The organism is Kitasatospora sp. NPDC058218, assembly GCF_042882445.1.
Taxonomy (GTDB): Bacteria; Actinomycetota; Actinomycetes; order Streptomycetales; family Streptomycetaceae; genus Kitasatospora.
On sequence record NZ_JBHVWC010000106.1, the window covers coordinates 1 to 23,966 of the forward strand.

Consider the following 23,966-nt stretch of genomic DNA (forward strand, 5'->3'; position numbering starts at 1 on the left):
GCCGCCGCCCGCGCCGCGCGCGATGCCGCCAGTGCCGCCGAGGCCAGCGCCCAGGCCGGCAACTCGGCCGGGGCCGCCGGCACCCAGGCGGCCCGCGCCCGGGAGGCGGCCGGCAAGGCGCGCTCCGCGGCGGACCTGGCCACCGCGGCCTCCGGCCGGGCCGAGAGTCTCGCCAACGCGGCGGCCACGCACGCCGCCGAGGCTAACCGGAAGGCCAACAGCGCCGCCGACCACGCCGACAACGCGGCCGCCGCCGCCGAGCAGGCCGCCGCGGCGGCCGGCGAGTCGCAGGACTGGGCCAACGTGGCGACCGCCCACGCGAACGCCGCGGTCGAGGCCGCGACCGCCGCGAACGACGCCGTCACCGAGGCCCAGAGCATCGAGCAGCTGGCCCGTCAGGCCGAGGCCGCCAAGTTGGAGGCCGACAAGCAGCAGGGTCTCAAGGAGGCCGCCGCGCTCGCCAAGGCGGAGGCCGCTGACCAGGTCAAGCTGACCGGCGACCAGACCTCGGCCGCCGCGCTCGACGCGGCCACCAAGGACCTGGTGCAGAAGGCCGCCGCCTCCGGCACCGACACGAAGACGGCGGCGGGCTTCGGCCGCAAGGCCGCCGTCAACCTGCTGGACACCGCGGGTTACTGGACCCGTGACGCCGCCCGCGCGGCGCTCGCCGACAACGACGACGGCGTGGTCGCCTGGGCGAAGAAGGAGTACCAGGACAGCCTCCAGCTGGACGACCGCGACAAGGTCGCCTACATGTCCACCATCGGCACCTCCACGCTCGCGGGGGCCGCCCAGCGGACGCTGGAGAGCACGGACCCGACCGCCGTCCCGAAGTTCCTCTCCGGTGGCGCGCTGGACGTCCAGGCCGACGACCTCCGGTACACCGTCTTCACCATGCTCGACGGAGCCGGGACGGCGGTCCGGCGGGACGGTGCCGCCGCACTGAGCAACGGCAGCGCCAAGGCGATGTCCGACTTCGTCCACACCGGCTACCAGCGCGCCGTGGCCGAGGACGACCGGGTGGCGATCTTCGCCCTCCTGGGCGGCCAGGGCGGTCCCAACCTCAAGGCGGCGGCCGAGATCGCGCTCGCCGGGCCGGCCTGGATGCAGCACGACTTCGTGACCACCGTCCAGCACAAGGCCGCCGTGCTCGACTCGGACACCGACACCCACGTGTCCTCGGTCCTCGCGCTGATCGCCAACGCGGCGAAGGACGCGGTCACCGCCACCGAGAACGCCCAGCTGGCGTACCAGGTCGCGGCCAACGCCCGCAACGCCGCCCAGGAGGCCAATGACTGGGCGAACAAGGCCCAGACGTCGGCCCAGCAGGCCAAGGGCTACGCGGACGACGCGCAGGCCAAGGCCGCGGCGGCGGACGCCTCGGCCAACGCCGCGGCCGCCTCCGCCCAGCAGGCCAAGTCCGCCGCCGCGACCGCACAGAAGGCGAACCGCGCGGCCAACTACTCGCTCAACCAGGCGGTCGCCTCCGCCGACAAGGCCACCGCCTCGGCGGCCGGCGCCCGTGCCTCGGCTGCCACCGCGGCGGCCTCGGCGACGGCCGCCGGCAAGAGTGCCTCCGAGGCCTCCGCGGCCGCTCGGGAGGCGCGCACCATCGCGGCCAACAAGCGGGCCCAGGAGCAGGCGGCGGCTGCCGCCGCGGCGGCTCAGGCGGCCCGGGCCGCCGAGGCCGCGAACGTCAACCCGTCCAACACCCCGGCCAACGACAAGGTCAACGAAACGGCGTCCGCCACCCCGCCCGGGGGCTCCGGCGGAAGCGGTGGGACCGGTGGGACCGGTGGGACCGGTGGAACGGGCGGCGGCGGCAATGAGGGCACCCGCAACTTCGCCACGGAGATGGGGCACTACAGCACCATCTGGGCCTTGGCGGCGGTCACTTCGCTCGTCCTTCCGCCGCCCCTCGGTGAGATCGGGTTCACCGTCTTCGGGGCGTTCTCCCTCGGTGCCGGTCTCCTCAGCGCCGGCGCGTTCCTCCTCTCCGACGGCTGGAACAGCAAGGCGTTCCTCGACTCGGCGACCAGCGCCGCCGTCGGCTGGGTCGGAGGCCCCTTCGGCAAGGCCTTCGACAAGGTCGCCGCACCGGCCGTGAAGACCAGCATCAAGGGCGCCAAGGCAGTCGGCAAGAAGATCATCGAGGGTGGGGCCAACGCGGCCTCCGGCTTCATCGGCCTCTTCACCTGGTGATCTCCTGAACCGTCCGGCGCCCTAGGCTGCCGGAGAGCGGTGAGTCAATCCGAACGGGACCGTGGGGCCGCGTCCGACGCGGCCCCACGGTCGACAAGGGGTGGACATGTACGAACTCGACCTCAGCACGACCTCCTGGTGGCTGATCGCGGCCCTGTGCGCGGCCGTCAACCTCGCACTGCTGGTTCCCTCGATGCCGACGCGCGCGACCCGGATCCGCGTCTCGTTCATGCCGGTGGTCCTCGCGGCGATCGCCTTCGTCGCCTCGATCGCCAAGCCCGACTACTCGACCCAGCTGTTGCTCTCGATGTACTCGATCGTCTGCCTGCTGGTTCCCGGGAGCCTGCTCGGGTTCCGCAGGAAGATGGCGCGGATGGTCCTGGAACGTCCCGAGGACGGCAGCCTGCCGCCGGAGCACTACGGCCTCGCCCAGGAAGCCATGATCCGTTTCGCCGTCGCGGCGGTCGCGATGGGCGGCCTCCTGTACCTGTTCAAGCCGTAACCCGCCCGGCAAGGGGCCGTTCGGAATGTCGCCCGACCCATGGAATTCGTGTACGTACTCACGGTTCGACAATTCTCGTACCGGTCGACTGAACGATCTTCCAGAGCATCATCCGTTCGTGATAGCAATGCTTCCGGTGACGGCCGCCGAGCCATTCGCGCAGGTGCCGTGAACCACCGAATCCGAAAATTCCCAGGGGGGATTCCCATGCGCTCCATTCCCAAGCTGCTCGTCGCCGGCGCGGTCGCCGGCTCCGTCGCACTCACCGGTGTCGCGGTCGCCGACGCGGCGACCGGCGTTCCGGCCGGCTCCGCGGTCGTCACCGCCGACGACACCCCGCCGCCGCCGGACGTCGAGGACTTCGTCTACCCGGACGCCGACAAGATCTTCACGGACCGCGGCATCAGGCTCATCACCGGGGACGGCCACATGGTCCTCGTCGACTGCCCCGCTCCCGGCACCACCAAGCCGGGGGTACTGCTGATCGACACCCGCGGCATGACCGACCGGGACACGATCGGCCACGGCAAGTTCTGCTTCCAGATCACCGGGAACAGCGCCTCCATCAAGCTGGAGCTGCCGTCCGTCTACGGCATCACGACCCCCGACTACGCGGTGACGGCCCACATGGTCACCGGCACCGGTGGCCAGACCGAGGAGAAGACCTTCACACTGCTGCGGAACATGCCGAACCCGGTCGGCGAGGCCTCCGAACCGCAGCGCCGCCCGTACACGCTGCTGGACCTCACCGCCACCAAGTGACGCCCCCTGGCCCCGCCGCGCGACCGCGGCGGGGCCCGCGCCGTCCTGCCCCGCCATCGGCTCCGGCGCCGCCCTGACACCGGGACAGGCCTCGTGCTCCGCACCCGTTCACGCGCCGCGTGGATGACCGGCCGGCCCGGCCGTGCGTTCGTCGGTGTCGGCGGTGCCGTGTACCGCCGGGCGGATCCGGCGGGGTCGACGGCCGCCCGTCTCCGGGCCTCCGGGTGCCGGCGCCTCGTCCGTGCCGTCGCGACACCGGGTGGGTGGGCTGTGGAGAGAAGCCGTTGCCATACCGACCATGGAATCTGTCGATCGAACGGGAGTCTCGATCGGGTGATCGCGGGCCCTGCCCGGCATGAGAGCAGGGCCTGGCGGTGTACCGGGGGGAAATCCAGGGGAGCGGACGGCGGCGCGCTGCTACGGTCGGGCGCCATGAGCTGGCTTCCCGATGACTTCGTCCACCCCGTCCTGGTACCGCTGCCGGGCGGTGGCCATCACCTGCGACCGATCCGGGAGGCGGACACCCCGCTCGACTATCCGGCTGTGATGGGTTCGCGCGAGCGGCTGTGGACCATCTTCGGCCCGGCCTGGGGCTGGCCCGCGGCCACCATGACCTACGAGGCCGACCAGGCCGACCTGTTGCGGCACGAGAAGGAGATCGCCGCACACCAGTCCTTCAACTACGCGCTGTTCGACGCGGCGGAGACAGCTCTGCTCGGCTGTGTCTACATCGACCCACCGGAGAGGGCCGGCGCGGACGGCGAGATCTCCTGGTGGGTGGTGGACGAGCTGGTGGGCAGCAAGGTCGAGCAGGCCCTCGACGCGCTGGTGCCGCAGTGGATCGCCGCCGACTGGCCGTTCGATCAGCCGCGCTTCCTCGGCCGCGAGATCTCCTGGTCGGACTGGCTCGCCCTGCCGGAGCATCCCGACACGTAAGTGGTTGTCGCCCGTACCGATCTCGAAGGCTGTCGATCGAACGGGAGTCTCGATCGGGTGACTGCGGCGGTTTCCGCGCGTGAGAGCAGGGCCTCCAGATAGCTCGGGGGTGCGATCCCATTCCGAGTGGTTCCCGGAGGCCCTGTTGCCCCTGTGGCCCCCGGGTGTCGAGCCGACGTGGATCCGAGCGTGGCTGCCATGAAGGCGGAGGGCAAGAGCGCGAACGGTGCGGGGCCCATCCCCACAGGCGCATGACCGGCCCGCTGCTGCGCCACACCTCGGCGGATCCCTTGGCGATCAGCCCCTCCAGCGCAACGATCAGGTAACGGGCTCCACCAAGGTGGCCGGCCGATAGTCACGATCCGAAAACGGGTGTTCTCACCAGTCCGGCAACCGGTGATGACAACCCGTGCGCCAACCGGCGGACGCCTTTTCCGCCCGCCGCCCGCCGATTCGGGGTGGGGCGGGCGCGGTGCACGGGCTCCAGGAGGCCGACCAGGCCGCCTCTGCCGGGCTCGGCGGCCTCACCCTGGGCACGCGTGCGCGGGGGGCTGTGGGCAGGCTTTGCCCGGAGTGGCCGTACCCTGAGCGTCCCCATGCACATCCGAGGCGTGGACATCGTGACCGAGGAGAACGATCGTGGCACAGGGACGTGGCGGCATCAGGGGTGCGCGGATCGGTTCGGGGCCGATGGGGGAGTCCGAGCGCGGCGATCTCGCCCCTCGTACAGCCGTGTCGTTCTGGTGCGGCAACGGCCACCGGACCCAGATCAGCTTCGCGATCGAGGCGGTGGTCCCAGAGGTGTGGGACTGTCGCAGCTGCGGTCTGCCCGCCGGCCCCGACCCCGACGACGTGCCTGTCGCCCAGGGCAGCGCCCCCTACATGACGCACCTGGGCTACGTCCGGCAACGCCGCAGCCAGGAGGACGGCGAGATCCTGCTCAACGAGGCACTGGCCAAGCTGCGCGGGACCATCTGAACTCCTGGAACGGCGCCGCGACCGGTGCAGCGCGGTGCTCCGACCCGCTCTCGCCGCTGAGCCCGACAGCGAGGACGGCGTCCGGCCGGTGCCCGCTGCCCGGCGGGGGCCGGAGGGACGCCGCACCACTCCGCGCACCCGCCGCCCGGTCCACCCGTGCCGGGCAGCGGAAATCCAGTGGGAGGCATCCGCTGCGCCCGGCCAGAATGGCCGCATGCCCCACGAAGCCGATCAGTTGCTCGCCGACCTCGACCCGCTCTCCCACCCGGAGCGTCAACGGCTTGTCGCCCGCAGGGCCCGGGAGCTCGCCGTCGACGGCGGGCTCCCGGGGCTTCTGCTCGACCTGGAGCGCTCCGGTGTGTACGGCCGACGGCTGGCCGCGCTCGCCGCGTCGGCCGGCCGCGACACCGGCTACCTCACAGAGCGGCTGACCGACCCCGACCCGGTGGTCCGCGGGTACGCCCTGCGCGCCGCCCGCACCCAGGGCATCCCGGACGAGGCGATCGCGGCGGCCTTCACCGGCGCCTCCTGCACCCTGCGCCGGCAGCTGGCCCGGGTCGTCCGGCACGGCCGCCGGCACCGGCTCGCCGAGCGGCTGGTGGTCCGCCTGCGCGCCGAGTGGGGCGACACCGAGGCCGCTCGGCTGCTTTCCGCCTGCAGCCCCGCGTTCGTCGACCGGACCCTGCCGGACCTCGCGCACGCCGCCCCGCTCGCACCTCTTGCCGCTCGCTTCCCGGACGAGGTCCTGGACCACCTGGAGCTGGTCCTCGCCAAGCACCCCGAGACGCTGCGGCTCGGGCAGTGGCCGGCCCTCGCCGACGCGCTCGGCGCCACCGTACGGGCCCGCCCCGAACGGGTCCTGGACCTGCTGGAGCGGTTCGGCCCGGATCTCCCGCTGCGCCGTGATCATCTGCCGTCGCTGGCCGCCACGGACGCCGAACGCGCCGTCCGCCTCCTCGCCGACCCGCGGCGCGGCGCGGTCGGGCCGTACACCACGCCGCCCACCAGCGGCACGCTGCGCCGACTGGTGCTCGCCGACCCGCCCTCGCTCCCCGCCCTGGGCCGCCACTGGCTGGCCGCGCCCCGCTGCTTCGCCGCCCTGCTGCGCGCCCTTCCTCCGGGCCGGCGCGACGCCTTCCTCGACCTCGTGTACGCCGGCGTCCTCCCGCGGGAGGACGAACTCTCCCTCCTGTTGCCGCTGTTCCCGCACGCGCGCCGCCATGCCGAGGCTCGGCGGCAGGTCGCCGCACGCCGCGCGCAGGGCCGCCCCTGGTCCCAGATCGCCCCCGTCCTGGCGTACCTGCCCACCGAGGAGGCCCAGCCGCAGCTGTGGGCCGCCCTCGCCCGCCCGGACGCCGACGATCGGTGCGCGGCCTGGGCGGCCCTGTTCGCCAACGCGGCCGCCTCCGACGACCGGGCCGCCGTCCAGGCTGTGCTCGCCCTGCTGCCGCGGCTGCGCAACGAGCAGGACCCGGTGCGCTGCGCGGCGCTGACCGCGCTCGTCCAGGTGCCCGCCCGGCTGCTGACCCCGGCGGCGGTGCCCGTCCTCGACGCTGCCGTGCAGGACGCGGTCGACGCCCGTGACTGCTCGTACGCGACCCGCACCGCCCTGCAGCGGCTGGTCTCCGAGGTGCTGCGCGAGCACGCCGTCGCCGGCGGGGCCGAGTTGGTCGACTGGGCGCTGCGGAGCCTGCGGAAGATCGCCGGGCAGACCGGCACGGTCGAACTCGGCCGCCTGGAGCACCGGCTGCGGCGGGGCCAGGAGCACGAGGTGTTCGCGACCCTGCGGCCGTGGCTGGACACCATGGCCGACACCGCGCAGTACTGGCTGCTGTTCGCCCTGGCCCGTTCGCTCGGCCGGCGGGCCCGCGGCGTCCCCGAGCTGCAGGAACTCCTCCTGCACGCCCTCCAGTTCGGGGCGGACGGCGCGTTCACGACGGCCGCCGCCCTGTGGCTGGACGACCCGCGCACCCGCGGCGCCCGGGTCGCCGAGATCCTCGAACTCGAGCCCTCCGCCGCCGTGCTGTCGCCGGTGCGGGCCGTACTGGTCGAGCGGCGCACCGACCTGCTCGACCCGCTGCTCGCCCCCACGCCGCCGTACGGACGGTTCCTCAAGCGGCCGCAGCGGGCGACGTTGCCGCCGACCTGGTCGGCGAGCCGCTGGACGCCGCGCCAGTGGCAGGCCGCCGCCCGCCTCGCCGCCGCGGCGGCGAGCGACCCCACCCTGCCGCTGCACGGGCGTGCCGCAGCCGTCCACGCCGCCGCCGCGATCCCCGAGTACGGCGAGGCGGCCGTCCGCGCCCAACTGGACTCCGCCGAGGTGGTGCTCGCCGAGGCGGCGCTCGCCGCCTCGGCCTGGACGGACCGGCCCGCCGACGCCCTGGGCGACCTGCTGGCCCACGCGGGCGGCGACCGCGCCCGCGTCGCGGTGTACGCGGCCACCCGGGCCGCCCGGTTCGCCCCGCCCGGCGAACTCGCCGAGCGGCTCGGCGAGCTGCTGTCCCGGGCGCAGGGCAGCAAGGTGACCAGCCGCAAGGAGGCCGTGCGGCTGGCCGCCGAGCACCTGCCGCCGCGGGCCGCCGCCGACCTGCTGGTCGCCGCGTACCGCGTCGAAGGCCAGCACCGCGACGTACGCGCCGCGGCGGTCGCCTTCGCGACCGGTCTGCTGGACGCCGAACCCGTCTGGGAACTCCTCGCCGAGGCCGCCACCGGGCAGGCCCCACCGCCCGTACGCCGCGCCGTCCTGCGGGCCGATCCCGGGCACCTCCCCGAGACCCACCGGGCCCGCTACGCCCACCTGGTGGCCTCCGTCGCCGCCGCGCCGGACCCGGAGGTCGCCACGCCCGCCCTCGCCGCTCTGCCGCGGTGGGCCGCCTGGGCCCCGGAAACCGCGGACGTGGCCCGACAGGCGGTCACCGACCTGGCGAACCGCAGCGGCTGGCGGGAGGCCGCGGGCGCCGTCCGCGCGCTCGCCGCCTCCGGGCTGCCGCACCCGCTCGGCGGCGCCGCCCCCGGCAGCCTGCTCCACCACACCCTGGCCGATCTCGCCGCCGCCGCGCGGAGGGACGACCCCGACGCCGGGGACGACCGCGACCTGCCGGCCCGCCGCAGGCTCGCCCACCTCACCGACCTCCCCGCCGACGACCGCCACCGGCCGCTGCTCGCCGGCGCCGCCGACCTGCTCGCGGCCGAACCCGACCTGGCGGACATCAGGGCGGCCGCACTGCGCCGGCTGGTGGACCCGACAGCCGGGCCGCAGGCGCTGGCGGCCGCGCTCGGCGCGCTCGCCGACGCCCACCAAGGCCGGCCGGCGGCGGCCGCGTTCACCGCGCTGGCGCTGCTGCGGGAGCACGCCTCGGGCCCGCTGCCGCCACCCGGGACACTCGACGCGCTGGCGCGCACCGCCCGCCGGGGCGGGGACACCGGCCCGGCCGCCGGGCTGTTCGTCACGGCGCTGACGGAGGTGTTCGGGGATCGCCTCGGTTGGCCCCAGGAGTGGCGGGCCCTCCTGCGCGAACTACGCCGCCACCCCTCGGCGGACGTCCGCGAGCGGGCCCTCGCGGCCGTCACCCACCGGGAGTGACCTCCGGCGCCGACCGTCCGACACCCGAACGGCCGGCCTGGCTCCGCCCACTGCGCCGGGTGACCGCGGCCCTCGTTCTCCGCTGTCCCAGGCCGCCCCCGGGCCCTCCCGGGGGAGGCCCGGGCGGCGGGACGCGGTCCGGCTGCCCCGCGAATTGACGGACGGCCCCGAACTCACGCCGGCGCAGCGCGCCGCGATCCCGCCCCGTCTCGACGAGATCGCAGCGACGCCGCCTGCCCACCTCGGCCAACGGTCATGCGGGACAGCCCTTGGTCGAGGGATGGAGTCGTTGGCCGGAGTACGGAAGACCGAGTCACCGACTGTTCCGTGGTCCACGGGGCCGCCCACCCCGGGAATCGGCGGCTCGGGCACAATCAGGAGCCGTGCCCACTCCTACCGATCCTGCCGTCCTGTACCCCGACATCGCGGCCTGCGGTGGCCTCGCCGCAGCGCTCCGAACCGAGGCGGAAGGCTGCCTCCGCGCGGTCCCCGTCACGTCCCCGGACTCCTCTCCGCTGCTCCACGCGAGCGTCGCGAGCACGCTGCCGCACCGCGAGCCGCTGCAGATCAGCGCATCGTCGCACGAGCGCCGGTGGTCGATCCGCGGCACCGAGGCGTTCCAGAGCGTGCCCCTCGTCGACGGCACGACGGACGACCTGGCGGAGGTCGCCCGGGCTGCCCGGGCGTGGCACGACGGCGCGGCGCCGGACGACATCCGCCGGGCGGCACCCTTCGTCCACCTGGCCGGCCGGTTCGAGGTGCCCGACCGCGATCCGGCGCGCCTGACGGAATCCGAGTGGCAGCGAATGCGCCAGGAGGCGCGCGACCTGGAGTACACCTGGCAGGAGACGCACCAGGCCCTGATCGAGGCGGCGCACGCCGAGCCGGCGCTGCGCGCCCTCTTCATGAGGGCGCCGATCTGGGCGACCCGGGCGGCGTGGACGGTGGCGAGGGCGAGGACGAGCCGTGTCGCAGGGGTGGTGGCTGCCGCGACGGCCCGATCGACCTGTGCGGGGACGATCGGCTGCAGCACGGAGTACCCGTACTGCCCGACCTTGATCGGGGCTGTGGGGTTGCGGAAGATGAGTCCGCTCCGCTTGGTCCATGTGAACAGTGAACGCAGGGCGGCGAGTCGATCGTGGCGGTGACGTCCGTGAAGAGTCCTGAGACACGTGAGGACGTCATCGCGGGTCAGCTCCCGCAGGTGGTCGTGGCGGTTCGACCACTCCAGCAGGGCCGGGCGGACCCTGTTGAGGCACAGCCCGATCGTGCCGGGCTGCGGGGCCTCCGTCGTGCAGGGTTCGGGCCCATCGTTCGGCTTCGGCACGGATCCCGGGGGGTAAGGCCCTCCAGCCGCTCGGCGAGCCAGCCTTCGAAGGAGGTTCGCCGTCGTCCAGGAAGATCCCCATCTCCTGCAGGACCGTGACGGTGTGCCCAACCGGAACGGCGAGATTCCTGGGCGGGGTGAAGATCTCGCTGTGCCTGATGATGCCGCCTTTGACGTGCCCGGTAAGCACGGTGGCCAGGGCACGGTTGACGACCGCGGGGAACTACGGGTCCGTCCACACCAACGTCTTCCCACTCACGGTGAGTACCGTGGCGCTGTGACGATCTCTCACGTCCTTCGGCGAGCCCTCCACGACACCGGTAACCCGTCTCTCTGCCCGCTACCGGTCCAAGTAGCGGAGCTCGTGGAGAGCTTGGAAGCCCCGCCACGGCTCGCAGCACACCTGCGAGTCGTGCACGACGTCGCGCACCAAATCGTGGACTGGGCAGGTCAGCACCACCCAGCACTGGACTTCGACTGTGAGGCAGTACTCTTCGGGGCGGCCACGCATGACCTGGGCAAGACCGTGTACTCCTCCGAACTGTCTGCGGCTGGCTCGGCACATGAGGAAGCCGGACGCGCGCACCTGTTGTCCCACGGTGTCAGCCCGCGGCTCGCCCGCTTCGCCGGTACCCACGCGTCGTGGACTGCACCCGACATCACCGTCGAAGACCTCTTGGTGAGCCTGGCCGACAAGATCTGGAAGAACAAGCGTGTCCGAGAGCTGGAAGATCTCGTGGTGACACAACTCGTTGTGGCGAGCGGCGGATCGGCCTGGGAAGAGTTCATGGCGCTCGACGACCTGCTCGGGCGTATCGGCGACGGCGCCGACGAGCGACTGGAGTTTCAGGCGTCATACCCGGTGCATGGCTGAGAGGCCGCATCTCAACCGATCACGGTACGCGCAACCCCTCATCCTCATCGCCGACGCCCGCCGTCACGGCGTCACCGTCCTGCCGGTCGACATCAACCACAGCGCCGCCCACCCCACCCTCGAACCGCAGCCGCAGCCGCAGCCGGCGACGCCGCGCCCGGTCGGCCTGCGATCCAGCCTGGCCTGGCCGCACTGCGCGGTCTCGGCCCCGACCACGCCGACGCCATCGCCGCTGGCCGCCGTCGGCCCGCGCACGATCCGGTGGCGTCCGCCATGTCCGTGAAGCACCGGAGGCCGCCATCCCGCACCGGGGATGGCGGCCTTCCGGCTTCAGGATCGGACCGGCTGGGCATCTCGGGCAGCAGAGACGAGTGCCGGCCGAGGTCTCCGCATCTGGACAGCCGTCGGATGATGCCCGCCGCCACCCGGTCACCGACTCGGGGCGGCCTGAGATGACGGCTGCACAGTCGCCTTCTCCGAGGGTCGTGTCCAACGCCCGGCCGACGGATGACGGGGCGCCGACGTCCGGCTGACTGGAGCCCCCGGAAGCCGTGACGGATGGCCGATTGCAGGTGTTGCGGAGCGAACTGTTGCCGCGCCGACCAGCCGAATGGGGGGTGGCTCTTGGGCTCAACCCCCGCGACTGCTACCGGCGACGTGCTCTGCGGCTTTACTCACTCAGCTGCCGCAGGCCTTTCCCCGGATGTATCCGTCACTGCCCGGTGCGGTTGGTGAGGAGCTGTTGAGAGGCGGTCGGTGGTGCGAAGAGTGCCTGGACGGTTTCGGTGGCCAGGTCTCGCAGCCAGGTGTGGGCGCGGTCGTCGTCGTAGCGCTGGTGCCACAGCAGGTACAGGGGGACGTCGGGCAATGGGAGTGGCGGCGGCAGTGTGGCCAGGCCGAGGTGTTCCCGGGCTGCGCGGGTGACCGCGTCGGGGAGGGTGACGACCAGGTCGGTGTCGAGGGCGAGCTGCAGTGCGAAGGCGGCGGTGGGCCCGGCGGCGACGACGCGTCGTTCAAGGCCGCGGGTGGTCAGGGCGTCGTCGATCGGGTCGCGCAGGCTTCCGCGTCGCGAAACGGTGAGGTGTTCGGCGGCCGCGTAGCGCTCGATGCTCAGCGGTCCTTCGGCGAGGGGGTGGCCCGGTCGGACGGCGATGACCAGCCGGTCGCTGCCGACGAGGCGGTGGCGGATGTCGGGGAACGTCGGGGCGCTGGAGCTTGATTCGAGGTCGACCTCACCACGGCGCAGCTCGGCATCGTCCGTCCGGGGTTCGGCGGACAGGCGCAGCCGGACTCCGGGGGCCTGGTGGTGGACGGCGGTGATCAGGGTGGTGCCGCAGGCGGCGGTCAGGGCGTCGTGCCAGCGCACGGTGAACACCCGGTCCAGAGCTGCCAGGTCGAGTTCTTGTTGTGCGGACAGCAGGTGGTGGGCCTGCTGTACGAGGGCGTGGACCTGGACGCGCATGGCCAGCGCGCGGGTGGTGGGAACCATGGTGCGGCCGGTGCGGACCAGGATCTGGTCCCCGGTGGCTTTGCGGATGCGGCCCAGGGAGCGGCTCATCGCCGGTGCGGTGACGTGGAGGCGTGCTGCGGCGCCGGCGACGCTGCCTTCTTCCAGCAGTGCGTCGAGGGCGGTGAGCAGGTTCAGATCCAGTTGCATGCCAGTAACTCTACGAGTGAATAGCATGCACTTGTTGTTAATGACCGGGGGTCCTACCTTCGAAGTGCGGGCGCGAGACAGGCCGCTCGCGCACATCGAATCGAGGGAGCCCCGCCATGAGCACAGCCATGCCTTTTGCCGCCGACACCACGCTCCTGTCCGAGGTGGTCGCCGCGGTGAAGACCGCCGGCCTCACCCTGCGCGACCGCCACACCCCGCACGCCCGGGGCGTGAGCCTGGACGAGGTGGTCGCTGAGATCCACGCCAACGACGACGCGGTGCTGGACGTGCTGCGGGAGCCGCTGCTGCGGGCCCGGCCCGGGTCGCAGTGGGCCGAGGACGAGCTGGCCGGCGGTGCGCTCCCGTCGGGGGAGTGGTGGGTCGTCGACCCCGCCGAGGGCAACATCAACCACGTTCACGGCATGGAGGACTGGGCCGTGACCGCCACCCTGGTCCGCGACAACCGGCCGGTGCTCACCGTCGTCCACCTGCCACTGACCGGCGACACCTACACCGCTGTCGCCGGCGGCGGTGCCCGCCTCAACGACCGGCCCCTGAAGGTGTCCGCCAAGACCGATCTGGGCGCCGCGCTCGTCGGCACCGGCCAGGCCAGGCCTGGCGAGGACGAGCGCACCTTCCGGCGGATCGGTGATTCCGTCACGGCCATGCTCATCAGCGGCCTGGTCGTGCGCGTGTCCGTTCCCGCCACGATGCAGCTCATCCACGTCGCCGCCGGACGCACGGACGCCTTCTGGCAGTTCTCCGACGTCCGTTCCGGCCTGGTCGCCGGCGCGCTGCTGGTCTCCGAGGCCGGAGGCACCGTCACCGACCTGGCGGGCGAAGCCTGGAACACGGGCAGCCGCGACTTCCTGGCCGCCGCCCCCGGCATCCACACCACCGCCCTCAAGGTCCTGTCGACCATCGCCTGACCGACACTTCCGCTCCACCCCACCCCGCCACCGCAAGGAGCATCACCTCATGACCAGCATCGGCATCCTGGGCGCCGGCCGCGTCGGCGCCAACCTCGCCGGCAAGCTCTCCGCAGCCGGACACCGTGTCACCCTCGGTGTCCGGAACCCGGAAGAGACCGCAGCCCGTGCCGCGGGCATCGCCCCGCAGATCGCCTTCGCCGACCAGCGCACCGCCGCCCGCACCGCGGACATCGTGATCAACGCGACGCCCGGCGACACCTCCCTGGACCGCTTGGCCGGCCTGCGCACCGAGCTCTCCGGAAAGCTCCTCGTCGATGTCTCCAACGCCACCCGCGACGCCGATGACGGCCTGCCCGGCGACCTGTGCTATCCCGGCAGCAGCCTCGCCGAGCAACTCCAGGCCGCCCTCCTCGACACCCATGTGGTCAAGACCCTCAACACCATGCTGTTCATGGTCATGACCGCTCCCGAAACCCTGGCCGTCCCACCGACCGCCTATCTCTCGGGCGAGGACCAGAACGCGAAGAAGACCGTCACCGGCCTGCTCGGCGACCTGGGCTGGCAGCCCGCATGGATCGAGGACCTCGGCGGCATCACCACGGCCCGCGCCACCGAGGCCATGATCCTCGTGGTTCCCCACATCCTGCGCCGGCACGGCTTCAAACCCTTCGCCGTCTCCCTCACCCGCTGACCCGTCAAGACCGGGTTCGGACCAGAACCGGTAGCCGGCTCGTGCGAGGCAGCCGGGCGCCGACCTGGACCCGCTGCCACCGACTCAGGAAGACGCCAGTTCATGGACCAGCATCCAAATGCTGCTGAGAACCAAGGCGAGGACGATCAAGCAGCCGAGACGGAACGCGAACAGGCCCCCGTACTCCGCCAGCCGACCGCCAGGAGTGTTGAGGCGCCAGACCGACGGGATGTCGACGCGGCCTTCGGAGATGGCCAGCGCGGCTCGCCGCGCATCCCCGGGGTGATAGTCGTAAAAGGTCAGTGCTGCTCCCCATGTGCCCCGGCTCTCCCCGCCGTATTTGCGGACGCGGACATCCGCAAGAGCAGCGACGCTCGGCAGCCAGTGCTCACGTACCTGCCACAGCTCGGAGACCTTGTCACTGCCCAGCCAGGGCTCCTCGTCGCGATCTGGCTCAGGTGTTCCCGAATCCGGCGTTCGCGGCATGCTTCCCCCTCATGCGGTACGCCCCCAGTACACACCCGTTGCCCTGCATGCCGATAGAACCCTGCGGCACCGCCATACGCACAGGCATGACCGGACCTCTCACCGGGCGCATGGTCATCGGCAACGCAGACGGCTTCCGGAGCCCGAACGTCTCCTCAGCGCCAGACTTTCTCGCCTGGCATGAACGATGGCTCGACCACATGGCTGCCGGACAGGACAACCGGGCTCTGGAGCTCACCTCACCCCAGCTCCCAGCGCATCCGATTCGGCACCGTAGGGGGCGCGCCGAATGACCGACCGCCACCGGGTTGTCGTGCGGGTCCGCCGTTGCGCACTCAGAGTGCCTGTGTTGACACTTGCTGTGAGCGTGCGGTTCGGATCCGTCGCGTTCCCACCAGATGACCTACATGGGAGGCCGAGGCAACGTGCTGGGACGACGGATTCCGGGGGACGGTGGGGAGGGGCGAGGACGGCTTCTGCTGGGCGCGCTCGCGTCGGTGGGCGCCCTGGCGCTGAGTGGGGGCGCGGTTCTGCCACTGCCTATGGCGGCCGCCACGGTGGCTGCCGACGCGGTGACTGCCGCCCCGGCTGCGGCTGCCGGCGCGTGTTCGGTGGCGAACGGCACGACGGTCTGCGACACGCCTGGCTCCTCCACCTACACCGTGCCGCAGAACGTGCTGCAGGTCCGGTTCACCGTCGTCGGCGGGGGCGGCGGCGGGGGCGGCGGGCTTTCCGGTGCCGGGGGTGGAGCCGGTGCCGCGATCGTCTGCACCGTCACCGGCCTGGCACCGGGCACGGAGCTGGAGGTGACCGTGCCCGATGGCGGGAAGGCCGGTGCCCTGGTGGCGAGTTCACAGGTCCTGAGTCCTTCCGGGGGCGGCCAGGCCGCCTCCGTCACCGTTTCCGGTCTGGTCATCTCCGCCGCCGGTGGCGGAGGGGGCGCCGGCAGCCTCGCCGAGGTCGACGGGGTCGGCGGCGTCGACGGCGGCGCCGGTAGCGGCAGCGGCGGAGGTGCGGGCGGCCTGGCGAACGGCTCTCCGGAGGCGACCGCCGGCCAGCCGGGCACCTCGCCGACCTGTACCGCGTCCGGCAACGGGCTGACGGCCGTCACGGGCCCGGCCGCCACCAGTACGGCCGGGCAATTCGGCTTGGCCGGCGGCAGCGGTGGGACCATCTCTCCGGATGGTTTCGCACCCCAGTGCCCCGGGGCCGGATTCGGCGGCCCGGGCGGGCTCGGCGAACTGGGTGGGCTCGGCGAGCTGGACGGGCTGGGCGGCGGTCTGCCGGGGTGCGTCCTGATCACTCCCGTCCTGTCCTGCCCTCCCAGCGGGTCCACGTCCGTCTGCGCCCCCGGCCTCGCCCAGTACACGGTCCCCGCCCAGACCAGCACGCTGACCGTCACGGCCGTGGGTGCCGCGGGTAGCGGCGGCGGCGGTGGCGGCGGTCAGGGCGCCAGCATCGTCTACGGCGACGGCGCCGCCGGCCAGGGCAGCACGGGCGGAGGTGCGGCGGCAGCCCTCACCTGCACGTTCACCGGGCTTCAGGCCGGCACCGTCCTGGACATCACGGTGCCCGCCACCACACCCGGCGGGGCGGGCGGATTCGGCGGTGGTGGCTACAGCACCACCACCGCCGGCCACCCCGGCTACGGCGGCAAGGGTGGCCAAGCCGCGTCCATCACCGGCCCCGGTGGAGTCGCGGTACTCGCGCCCGGCGGGGGCGGCGGGGCCGGCGGCCACGGTTCTGCCAACCAACCTCCAGGTCGTGACGGAACGGCCGGCAGCCCGGCCGGCCAGGGCGGCGGCGCCGGTGGATCAGGTGGCTTCGCCCGAGCCACCGGTGGCCAGGAGGGCACCGACCCGATCTGCGCGGCCACCGCCACCGGCGTGAACGCCACTCCCGTCCTCTACACCGGCACCGCCGGTGCCACGGTGACCGACAGCCGCACCGGCAGTACCGGTGGGACCATCCCCCTGCCTACCAGCGTCACCAGCGCCTGTCCCGCCGGACCCGGGACCGGCAACGGCGGAAGCGGGGGCAACGGCGGAAACGGCGGCCGGCGAGGACAACCCAACGGGCAGAACGGCGCGGACGGGACCGATGGCGCGAGCGGTTGCGTCCTCATCGTCGCCACCTCGTGAACCGGGGGGCTTGCCGCCCACCCATCCCCGGGCAGGGCGAGTGTGCGGCCGGCCGACGGCTGCGGGGCTCCGTGTTCGGCATGGCCGGGCGGGTGGAGCTGAAAGACTGGCGATCATCGGTTCCCCCAACCGGCGCCCGCTGTGGCAGCCCTTCTCCGAGCCCGCCACCGACACCTCTGGCCAGCCGTCCGGCGAGGCCCGGCTGCTCGCGCTCGAGCGGGCCCCGTTCCCGGAGCCGGCCGCCGGCACGTCGTCGGCTCGGCCCGGGGGGCTTTGCCGCCCTCGCCCCCTCCCGGCCCCCCGGCGAGCAGGCCGCTGAGTTCAAGCAGGTTCCAGAACCTCATGAACCTGCACGACCTGCCCAGCCTCGGGGCTCGCAACACGGCCATGATCGAAGCGGTCAGTGCGCTACCGTCCATCTTCGTCAGCGATCTCTTCGGCGTCACAGCCAGCTGTGCCTACCGCTGGGCCCAGTACGCACAGCTCAGCTGGGCCGACTACTTCGCTGCGCCCGACGCAGGGCGGCTGCTGCTCAGACCGTGAACCAGCGCTCGACGGCCGCCCGCAGGGCGGCCAGCTCGGCCGGGTCCGGGCTGGGTGCGCCACAGGCCCAGGCGACGTAGCCGTCGGGGCGGATCAGCAGGCCGGTGAGGCCGGCCGGACCGCTCTGCGCGATGACGAGGTCGACAGCGTCCTGATCCTTCGCCAGTACGACTGCCAACGACTGATTCTCAGTCAGATCTATTAGCAACGGCCTGGCGTTCCGGGCAAGTTGGGCGAGCCGAACCTTGCCCGACCCAGTGATCAGCTCCAACTCCGGTGCGAAGTAGCCGACTGCGGGGTGGGGATCGGTGGTGCCCATCTCGTAGCGCACGTCGGTGCCCGCGGTGAGGTCGGCGAGTTGCTGGACGACCTCCTTGCGAGTGAGCAGTTCGGTGAAGAGTTCGCGCAGGGCGGTGGTGTCGCTCCCTGGTGCGGTGAGCGCGGACTGTGCCTCGGCGTTGAGCACCATGCGGCGGGCGGCCAAGCGGCGCTCGGTGTCATAGGTGTCAAGCAGGCCGGGTGGGGCGGTTTCGCGCAGTGTGGCGGCGAGTTTCCAGCCGAGGTTGGCGGCGTCCTGGAGGCCGAGATTGAGCCCGGGGCCGCCGCCGGAGGTGTAGACGTGGGCGGCGTCGCCGACCAGGAAGGCCCGGCGGTCGCGGAACCGGTCGGCGACCCGGGTGTTGCCGCCGGTGAGCCGCCGCAGCACATGCGGGCCCGTTCCGTCCGGCGGGCCGAGCGGCAGGTCGACGCCGAGGACCCGGCGGATGCTCGACTCCATTTCGGCCAGGGTCATCGGCTCGTCGGTCGCGGGCTGGTCCCATTCGGTGGTGCTGACCAGTGGCGGCTGGCCGGGGAACGGCGCGTAGGAGAAGCCGCCCTGGTCGGTGCGGTGGGGCAGGAAGGGCAGGACCGGCCCGTAACCGGGAATGGCCAGGGCGCCATTGACCGGGTCGACCCAGTCGCCCGGGACGGTGGCGTGGGCGGATCGGTTGGTACGGCGGTCGTGGCTGACGCCGGGAAACCCGATCCCGGAGAGCTTGCGGATCACACTGCGCGCGCCGTCTGCGCCGACCACGTAGCGGGCGCGGAGCCGCTGGTCGCCGTCGGGGCCGGTGACGTCGAGGGTGACGGCGTCCTCGTCCTGGGCGACGCCGCTGACCCGGTGTCCGCGCCGCAGGTCGACGCCGAGTGCGCGGGCGCGCTCCTCCAGGACCTGGACGATACGGTGCTGCGGGGCGGCCAGGCCGAAGACCGGACTGGATTCCAGTAGGCCGAGGTTGAGGCCCATGGCGGCGAACATGAAGTAGGCGGAGTTTGGCTGTGGGGGCTCCGGGCTGCCGCTGAGCGGCTCGTGCAGGCCGCGATGGTCGGCCAGGCGTACCACCTGGCCGAGCAGGCCGTTGGCCTTGGGTTCGATGCTGGGCTGTGGGAGCTGCTCCAGCACGATCGGGCGGATGCCGGCCAGACTCAGTTCGCAGGCCAGCATCAGCCCGTTCGGGCCGCCTCCCACGATGATCACGTCGGCTGTCACGGTCACGTCTCCTTGGTGCGAACGGGAAGGGTGGCACTGAAAGGAAGATGGTCGCCGCTCTTCGCTACGGGACGGGCAGGCCGGCGGCGACCTGCTCGAAGACCTGGGCCAGCACCGCACCGAGCGGCCCGGGTTCGTCGGCGCGCAGGCTGTGCTCAACGGCCACTGCGCTGCCGGCCGCGACCACGGCCGCCACCAGCTTCGGGTAGACGTCGCGTTCGGCGTCGATCCCGGTGCGTTGCGCGACGGCCTGGGCCAACTCCTGCTGGGCGGCGGCGTTGGCCTTGACGATCTCACCGGCAAGCGCGGGTTCGGCCAGCATCAGCCGCACCCCCTCGCGCCAGCGCTCGTTCTGCGACGCGGAGTTGTCCGGCGGTACGAACTGGCCCAGGACGGCGTGGAGCAGCGAGTCCCACAGCGGTTCGCCGGCCGGGCGGGCGAGCAGGTCGTCGGCGACTCGGAACATCCGCTCCAGGTGACTGGCGGCGATCGCCTCGGCCTTGCTGGCGAAGTAGTTGCGGAAGGTGCGAACCGAGACGTTGGCCTCGGCAGCGATCTGATCGACCGTCACAGCGTCCCAGCCGTGCAGAACGCAGAGCCGGATCGCCGCCTGGCTCAGCGCAACCCGGGTCTCCCGCTTCTTGCGCTCGCGAAGTCCGGGCTGCGCGGTCGTGCGAGCCTCATCTGCAGGTGCCATGCGAGCAGCGTAGGGCAAATCTTGCTGCCACGGCAAGATTTCCAGAATGGCAAGTTTCTTCAGAGTTCGCCGACCGTCACGATGACCCCATGCGGCCGCTCGTCCGCATCGGCGGGCCAGAAATGGACTGGCGGCAGGCCGAGTTCGAGCGCAACCACCACTGAACCCGAGGCAAACACCAACACCTATGACCAGAGCAGACTCAGTCGGCTCATCACGGCACTGGGCAAGGGAACAGCGCACACTCGGAACACTGCCTCTTCCCCAGTCGGCAACGCCCTGTCACTGTTTCGGGGGGGCGACCCACCCGGAGTGGCAACCGGCCCTCAAGGAGATCCACGACGACCTGCGCGACAACTACCACAGGCGGTTCTCCCCAGCACTCGACGTCGTGTCCCTGGAAGGACCCGACGACGTCGCAGAAGCCGCCATGGCCGTGGGGCCCGCATCGACCAGGGTCTTCAAACTCGTCGAGGACATCCTGCGCGGCACCGGCGACCCGGCCGAGCTCCCCGCCAGCTGCGCCCATGTATGGACCGTCGTGGCAGCTTTCACCCGTACGGCGCGGCGTTCCCTGAATGAGTGAGGAGCCGTGCCTTTGCCGGCTCTGTAGGAGCCTCACGTCCGGGGCGATCGGACGGTGACTGGCTGCCGGCCGGGAGCGGAGAGGAGGGCACCCCGAAGGCCGCGCGGCCTCCTTCGCGCTACGGAGGGCACGTCGGGTTGCCACTGGAGTGCGCCAGCGGTCGCGGACGGTCTGTTCGCCGTCGAGCCAGCGTGCGGGGGAGGGGTGGCCGGCCATGCAGTGGGCGATGTCGACGTCGTAGGCGTAGTCGCGGCCGCGGGTGAGCTGGTCCAGGCGCGGGATCGCAGCCGCGAGGTCGGTCTCGTTGCCGAGGGCGGCGTGGTGGAAGCCGGCCGTGCTGCCCGTTCCGCCGGTGCTCCGCTTCGTCCAGGACCAGGAGACGCCGCGGCCGGGCGAGAGCGGGGTGGTCAGTACCGAGATCCGCCGGTTCATCATGGGCGTCGTCGCCCGCACGCCGTCCTTCAGCCGAAGGGGCGGGGCGGATCGGGCTCCAGCAGCAGGGCGTGCCCCTCCTCGTCCTGACGGCCGGCTCACGCACCACCGGGCCGCAGTCGCGTCGCGCGAAGGCCTCGTCAGTGCGTGAACGTCGGGTCGTTGCCGGTCAGTTCGCAGCTGGCCGTCCAGAGGCGTGCCGCGGTCGTGGTGTCGGTCAGGTGGTTCCAGAGGGGTTCGGTCCTGGGCGTACCGCGCAGCCCGAATGCTCGGGGGCTGAGCATCTGGCCGCCGCGCACGCCCGGGGCGAGTACGGCCCGGACCGCGGGCCATGCGGCGGCGTCCTTGCCCTGGACGACAAGGCCGAGCGGCAGGCGGCTCAGCCGCTCGCCGGTGGTCCGGACGTGGAATGGCGGGCGCGAAGGGGTGAGGGAGTCGAGTGCGCCGCCGGGATGGACGAGAACGCTCAGCGTCGTGCCGGCGGCGGCACGCAGGCGGCGGTCGAGTTCGAGGGCGAAGAGCATCTGGGCCAGTTTGGACCGCGCGTAGGCGCGTTTGGGTCGGTAGTCGTGCGTGCTCTGGAGATCGTCGAGGTCCAGGCGCTCGGACTTGGCGGCGAAGCTGCCGGTGGTGACGATCCGGCTCCCCGGAGTCGCCGTGAGCAGTGGGGCCAGGTGGTGGGTCAGTGCGAAGTGGCCCAGGTGGTTGGTCGCGAACAGATGCCCGCGTTGCCGCCGGTGATGAGGAAGCTCTTTCCCTCGGCGCGAGGCAGCCGGTGGACGTCCCACTGCGGGACCGGGGGTACGGGTGGCATGGCGGGCTCCTTGGAAGCTCGGAGTGGTCTGGGAGGGGCGGGCCCGCACACTCACGGTCCGTCTCGCCCGGTTCCCAAGGTCCTGGGTGCCACTCACATCCCACCGGCAGGTCGCTGTCCCCGCTGACAGCCGAGCGATATCGCGCGGGCCCGGCGCGGCGACACCGGCGCTTCCCCCACCGATCAAGAACGAGGATCCGCGCAGTCTCGTTCCGTGGCCGCGCGCGGCGCCATCGGACGTCCGGGGTGACGAGAGCGACGAGCCTTCTGCCTCGCGGGGCGAAAGCGTGGACGACGACGCCGACGGGGAGTGGCCGGGCCGGGCCGGCCGATGTCGGGGCAGGGGGCCAGGCCGTACCGCGCGATCCGCCGACACCCAGGTCGCCGTGCCGGTCGGCGAAGCCCGACCCGCAGGCCGTCTGCCGAGCCTGGCAGCTGTTCTGCTTGAGCGGCGTATTTTAGGAACGATTGTTCTTGACTGACTGTTCCTCAACTCGGTACGGTCATCCCATGGGACGCCCGAGAGGATTTGACGAGGCCGAAGTGGTTCGGTCGGCGGCGGAGCTGTTCGCCGGCCGGACCTATGACGGCACCTCCATCGATGATCTGGTCGCTCACCTCGGTGTGCACCGCAACAGCCTGTACAAGACGTTCGGCAGTAAACGCGGGCTCTATCTGGCCGCGTTGCGCTGGTCCCTGGACCAGGACCTCGCCCCCTTGATCGGCCGCATCGCCGAAGCCGCCGGCCCTCTTGAGGGGGTGCGTGAGGCCCTTGCCGCACCTGCCACGGGAGCGGGCCTCGACCTGCTCCTGCTGGCCGCCGCCGAACGCGCGCCGGAAGACACCGAGGTGGCCGACATGGTCGCCGAAGCGTTCGCCGCTCTGGACCGGGCCACCGGCGCCCTGGTCCGGGCGGACACCGGTGGCGAGGCATCCGGCCTGGCCACGGCGCTCACCGCGGCAGTCCTCGGGCTGCGCCTACGGGCCAGGTCCGGCGCTGCGAGCGCGGCCGTCGACCAGGCCGGCGCCGCCCTTGCACAGCGGCTCGACCAGCACTGAACCATCCACCGCAAAGGACCCGACATGGCGAATGTCAGTATCGACGGCGACAACCTGATCGTGGAGATCGAGGGGCTCGACAAGCTCTGGGCCCTCAGGAGCCGACTGGTCATCCCACTGGCCAACGTCCGCGGTGCGACCGCCGACCCGGGGATCTCCAGGGAGGCGAAGGGCTTTCGTGCCCCCGGCACCCACCTCCCCGGCGTCATCACCGCCGGTACGTTCCACATCCACGGGGAGCGGGTCTTCTGGGACGTCCACGACGCGACCAAGGCCGTGGTGATCGAGCTGGCGGACGAACGCTACGCCCGCCTCGTCGTCGAGGTCTCCGATCCGCGCGCGACCGTGGCACTCATCGAGCGTGCCACAGCAGTGAGCTGACCCTGTGCGGCGACGGCCGCCGGGCCGTTGGATTCGGGCCGATTCCGGCCGGCCCGACGGCCGTCGCCGCTGAACCGCAGGCGTGACCTCAGAAGGAATCGAGGCGGCTGCGGACATTCTCCGGCTTCTCGTCCGGGCCCCGGCCACCAACACGGGCAGGCGCGCACCGGCTGCGAAGGCCTCCGATCCGCGGATCCCGCCGTCGTGATGCCACCGGCCCCTCATGGGCCTGCAGCCCACCCCACCGACCCAGGGTCGCCTGCTGCGTGATCTTGCAGGTGCCGAGGGAGCTCTTCCCCATCTGCACGGAGATGCTCAGCCCGCTCGTCGCAGTACGTCTGCCGACCGCTGAGGGGCTGGGTGCCCTCTTCGCACGTCACGTCGATCAGCTGGTCAAGAACGCGTCGAGCTACACTCCGGCCGACGCCGTCGGCCTGGCGGCCATCACTGTTGACCTGTCCGCCGCCCTGCACGCCCACGAGCTGGAAAACGCCTGCTCACTGCCGCAAGCGACGCGCAGGCAAGCGCTGCAGGCACAGAAATCCGAGGATCCTCATCACACGTCTCCGGCTGACCCCCCGCGCCTGCGGGGAGGACCGCAGTGCCATGGCCTGGCGCTCGCCGATGGCCGGTTGGCCCCCGCGTCTGCGGGGAGGACCCCTTTGCGACCTGCGGCGAAGAAACGGCTTTGCTATTTCTTGACCAAACCGTCGGCGCCTACCGCCACTGACCAGCCCCTGGTTGGCCTGTGGAAGTGTCAGAGGGCGTTTCGTGAGCACTTGCTCGAACTGGCTCGTTGAACCGCTCTTGTTCGATGCAGACCTGCTTACCGCTCGGCGATACTCATGCCGT

Annotated in this window: 22 protein-coding genes and 1 pseudogene; 18 read left to right on the forward strand and 5 right to left on the reverse strand. The window is 72.3% G+C overall.

Going from position 1 to position 23,966, the window contains the following annotated elements; genetic code table 11:
• The 9 genes from ACFVYI_RS40395 to ACFVYI_RS40435 form a co-directional block, all read left to right on the forward strand.
• A partial coding sequence (locus tag ACFVYI_RS40395) for an ALF repeat-containing protein (RefSeq protein ID WP_387894808.1) occupies positions 1–2,202 on the forward strand: 2,202 nt, incomplete at its 5' end.
• Positions 2,203–2,308: 106 nt separating this feature from the next.
• Positions 2,309–2,704, forward strand: a complete 396-nt coding sequence (locus tag ACFVYI_RS40400) for a hypothetical protein (protein ID WP_387894810.1) — start codon at positions 2,309–2,311, stop codon at positions 2,702–2,704.
• 207 nt (positions 2,705–2,911) lie between these two features.
• Positions 2,912–3,466 (forward strand): hypothetical protein, encoded by a 555-nt coding sequence (locus ACFVYI_RS40405; RefSeq protein WP_387894811.1) that lies wholly within the window; start codon positions 2,912–2,914, stop codon positions 3,464–3,466.
• 432 nt (positions 3,467–3,898) lie between these two features.
• Positions 3,899–4,402, forward strand: a complete 504-nt coding sequence (locus ACFVYI_RS40410; RefSeq protein ID WP_387894813.1) for an N-acetyltransferase — start codon at positions 3,899–3,901, stop codon at positions 4,400–4,402.
• Positions 4,403–5,041: 639 nt separating this feature from the next.
• A complete protein-coding gene (locus ACFVYI_RS40415) occupies positions 5,042–5,380 on the forward strand; it encodes an RNA polymerase-binding protein RbpA (protein WP_387894814.1) in 339 nt (112 codons plus the stop codon).
• Positions 5,381–5,594: 214 nt separating this feature from the next.
• Positions 5,595–8,963 (forward strand): hypothetical protein, encoded by a 3,369-nt coding sequence (locus ACFVYI_RS40420; RefSeq protein ID WP_387894816.1) that lies wholly within the window; start codon positions 5,595–5,597, stop codon positions 8,961–8,963.
• Positions 8,964–9,346: 383 nt separating this feature from the next.
• Positions 9,347–10,111 carry a DUF6193 family natural product biosynthesis protein gene (locus ACFVYI_RS40425; protein ID WP_387894817.1) on the forward strand — a complete coding sequence of 255 codons (765 nt, stop codon included), beginning with the start codon at positions 9,347–9,349 and terminating at the stop codon, positions 10,109–10,111.
• A gap of 591 nt (positions 10,112–10,702) precedes the next feature.
• Positions 10,703–11,164 carry a phosphohydrolase gene (locus ACFVYI_RS40430; RefSeq protein ID WP_387894819.1) on the forward strand — a complete coding sequence of 154 codons (462 nt, stop codon included), beginning with the start codon at positions 10,703–10,705 and terminating at the stop codon, positions 11,162–11,164.
• Positions 11,157–11,447 carry a hypothetical protein gene (locus tag ACFVYI_RS40435; RefSeq protein ID WP_387894820.1) on the forward strand — a complete coding sequence of 97 codons (291 nt, stop codon included), beginning with the start codon at positions 11,157–11,159 and terminating at the stop codon, positions 11,445–11,447. Before ACFVYI_RS40430 ends, ACFVYI_RS40435 begins: the two co-directional genes overlap by 8 nt.
• Before the next feature lie 429 nt (positions 11,448–11,876).
• On the opposite strand, the gene ACFVYI_RS40440 is transcribed toward ACFVYI_RS40435, so the two are convergent.
• The gene (locus ACFVYI_RS40440) at positions 11,877–12,821 is read right to left on the reverse strand and encodes a LysR substrate-binding domain-containing protein (protein WP_387894822.1); all 945 of its coding nucleotides are present in this window, start codon (positions 12,819–12,821) and stop codon (positions 11,877–11,879) included.
• Positions 12,822–12,937: 116 nt separating this feature from the next.
• Here ACFVYI_RS40440 and ACFVYI_RS40445 point away from each other — a divergent pair, with 116 nt between their 5' ends.
• Positions 12,938–13,750: an inositol monophosphatase family protein gene (locus ACFVYI_RS40445; RefSeq protein WP_387894823.1), complete on the forward strand. Its 813-nt coding sequence runs from the start codon at positions 12,938–12,940 to the stop codon at positions 13,748–13,750.
• A 49-nt stretch (positions 13,751–13,799) separates the two neighbouring features.
• Positions 13,800–14,444, forward strand: a complete 645-nt coding sequence (locus tag ACFVYI_RS40450) for an NADPH-dependent F420 reductase (RefSeq protein WP_387894824.1) — start codon at positions 13,800–13,802, stop codon at positions 14,442–14,444.
• 84 nt (positions 14,445–14,528) lie between these two features.
• Here ACFVYI_RS40450 and ACFVYI_RS40455 read toward each other — a convergent pair whose 3' ends face one another.
• Positions 14,529–14,930, reverse strand: a complete 402-nt coding sequence (locus ACFVYI_RS40455; RefSeq protein ID WP_387894825.1) for a hypothetical protein — start codon at positions 14,928–14,930, stop codon at positions 14,529–14,531.
• 86 nt (positions 14,931–15,016) lie between these two features.
• Between ACFVYI_RS40455 and ACFVYI_RS40460 the strand changes: the two are divergent.
• The 3 genes and pseudogenes from ACFVYI_RS40460 to ACFVYI_RS40470 all read left to right on the forward strand — a co-directional run.
• Positions 15,017–15,223 (forward strand): annotated as a pseudogene (locus ACFVYI_RS40460) (SMI1/KNR4 family protein); the annotation flags it as partial.
• Positions 15,224–15,541: 318 nt separating this feature from the next.
• Complete coding sequence (locus ACFVYI_RS40465) at positions 15,542–17,071, forward strand: hypothetical protein (RefSeq protein ID WP_387894827.1); 1,530 nt, start codon at positions 15,542–15,544, stop codon at positions 17,069–17,071.
• A 342-nt stretch (positions 17,072–17,413) separates the two neighbouring features.
• Positions 17,414–17,614, forward strand: coding sequence for a hypothetical protein (locus ACFVYI_RS40470; RefSeq protein WP_387894829.1), 201 nt, complete (start codon positions 17,414–17,416; stop codon positions 17,612–17,614).
• Here ACFVYI_RS40470 and ACFVYI_RS40475 read toward each other — a convergent pair.
• Complete coding sequence (locus tag ACFVYI_RS40475) at positions 17,604–19,145, reverse strand: FAD-dependent monooxygenase (RefSeq protein WP_387894830.1); 1,542 nt, start codon at positions 19,143–19,145, stop codon at positions 17,604–17,606. The genes ACFVYI_RS40470 and ACFVYI_RS40475 overlap by 11 nt on opposite strands.
• A 64-nt stretch (positions 19,146–19,209) precedes the next feature.
• Complete coding sequence (locus ACFVYI_RS40480) at positions 19,210–19,842, reverse strand: TetR/AcrR family transcriptional regulator (protein WP_387894832.1); 633 nt, start codon at positions 19,840–19,842, stop codon at positions 19,210–19,212.
• 391 nt (positions 19,843–20,233) lie between these two features.
• On the opposite strand from ACFVYI_RS40480, the gene ACFVYI_RS40485 reads away from it, so the two are divergent.
• Positions 20,234–20,428, forward strand: a complete 195-nt coding sequence (locus tag ACFVYI_RS40485; RefSeq protein WP_387894834.1) for a hypothetical protein — start codon at positions 20,234–20,236, stop codon at positions 20,426–20,428.
• Between the two features lie 572 nt (positions 20,429–21,000).
• Here ACFVYI_RS40485 and ACFVYI_RS40490 read toward each other — a convergent pair.
• Positions 21,001–21,879, reverse strand: coding sequence for a short-chain dehydrogenase (locus ACFVYI_RS40490; protein WP_387894840.1), 879 nt, complete (start codon positions 21,877–21,879; stop codon positions 21,001–21,003).
• Positions 21,880–22,184: 305 nt separating this feature from the next.
• On the opposite strand from ACFVYI_RS40490, the gene ACFVYI_RS40495 reads away from it, so the two are divergent.
• The 3 genes from ACFVYI_RS40495 to ACFVYI_RS40505 all read left to right on the forward strand — a co-directional run bounded on the left by ACFVYI_RS40495 (position 22,185) and on the right by ACFVYI_RS40505 (position 23,914).
• Positions 22,185–22,733, forward strand: a complete 549-nt coding sequence (locus ACFVYI_RS40495; protein WP_387894835.1) for a TetR/AcrR family transcriptional regulator — start codon at positions 22,185–22,187, stop codon at positions 22,731–22,733.
• A 24-nt stretch (positions 22,734–22,757) separates the two neighbouring features.
• Positions 22,758–23,114: a hypothetical protein gene (locus ACFVYI_RS40500; RefSeq protein WP_387894837.1), complete on the forward strand. Its 357-nt coding sequence runs from the start codon at positions 22,758–22,760 to the stop codon at positions 23,112–23,114.
• Positions 23,115–23,380: 266 nt separating this feature from the next.
• Positions 23,381–23,914 carry a hypothetical protein gene (locus ACFVYI_RS40505; RefSeq protein WP_387894838.1) on the forward strand — a complete coding sequence of 178 codons (534 nt, stop codon included), beginning with the start codon at positions 23,381–23,383 and terminating at the stop codon, positions 23,912–23,914.
• Positions 23,915–23,966: the final 52 nt, after the last annotated feature.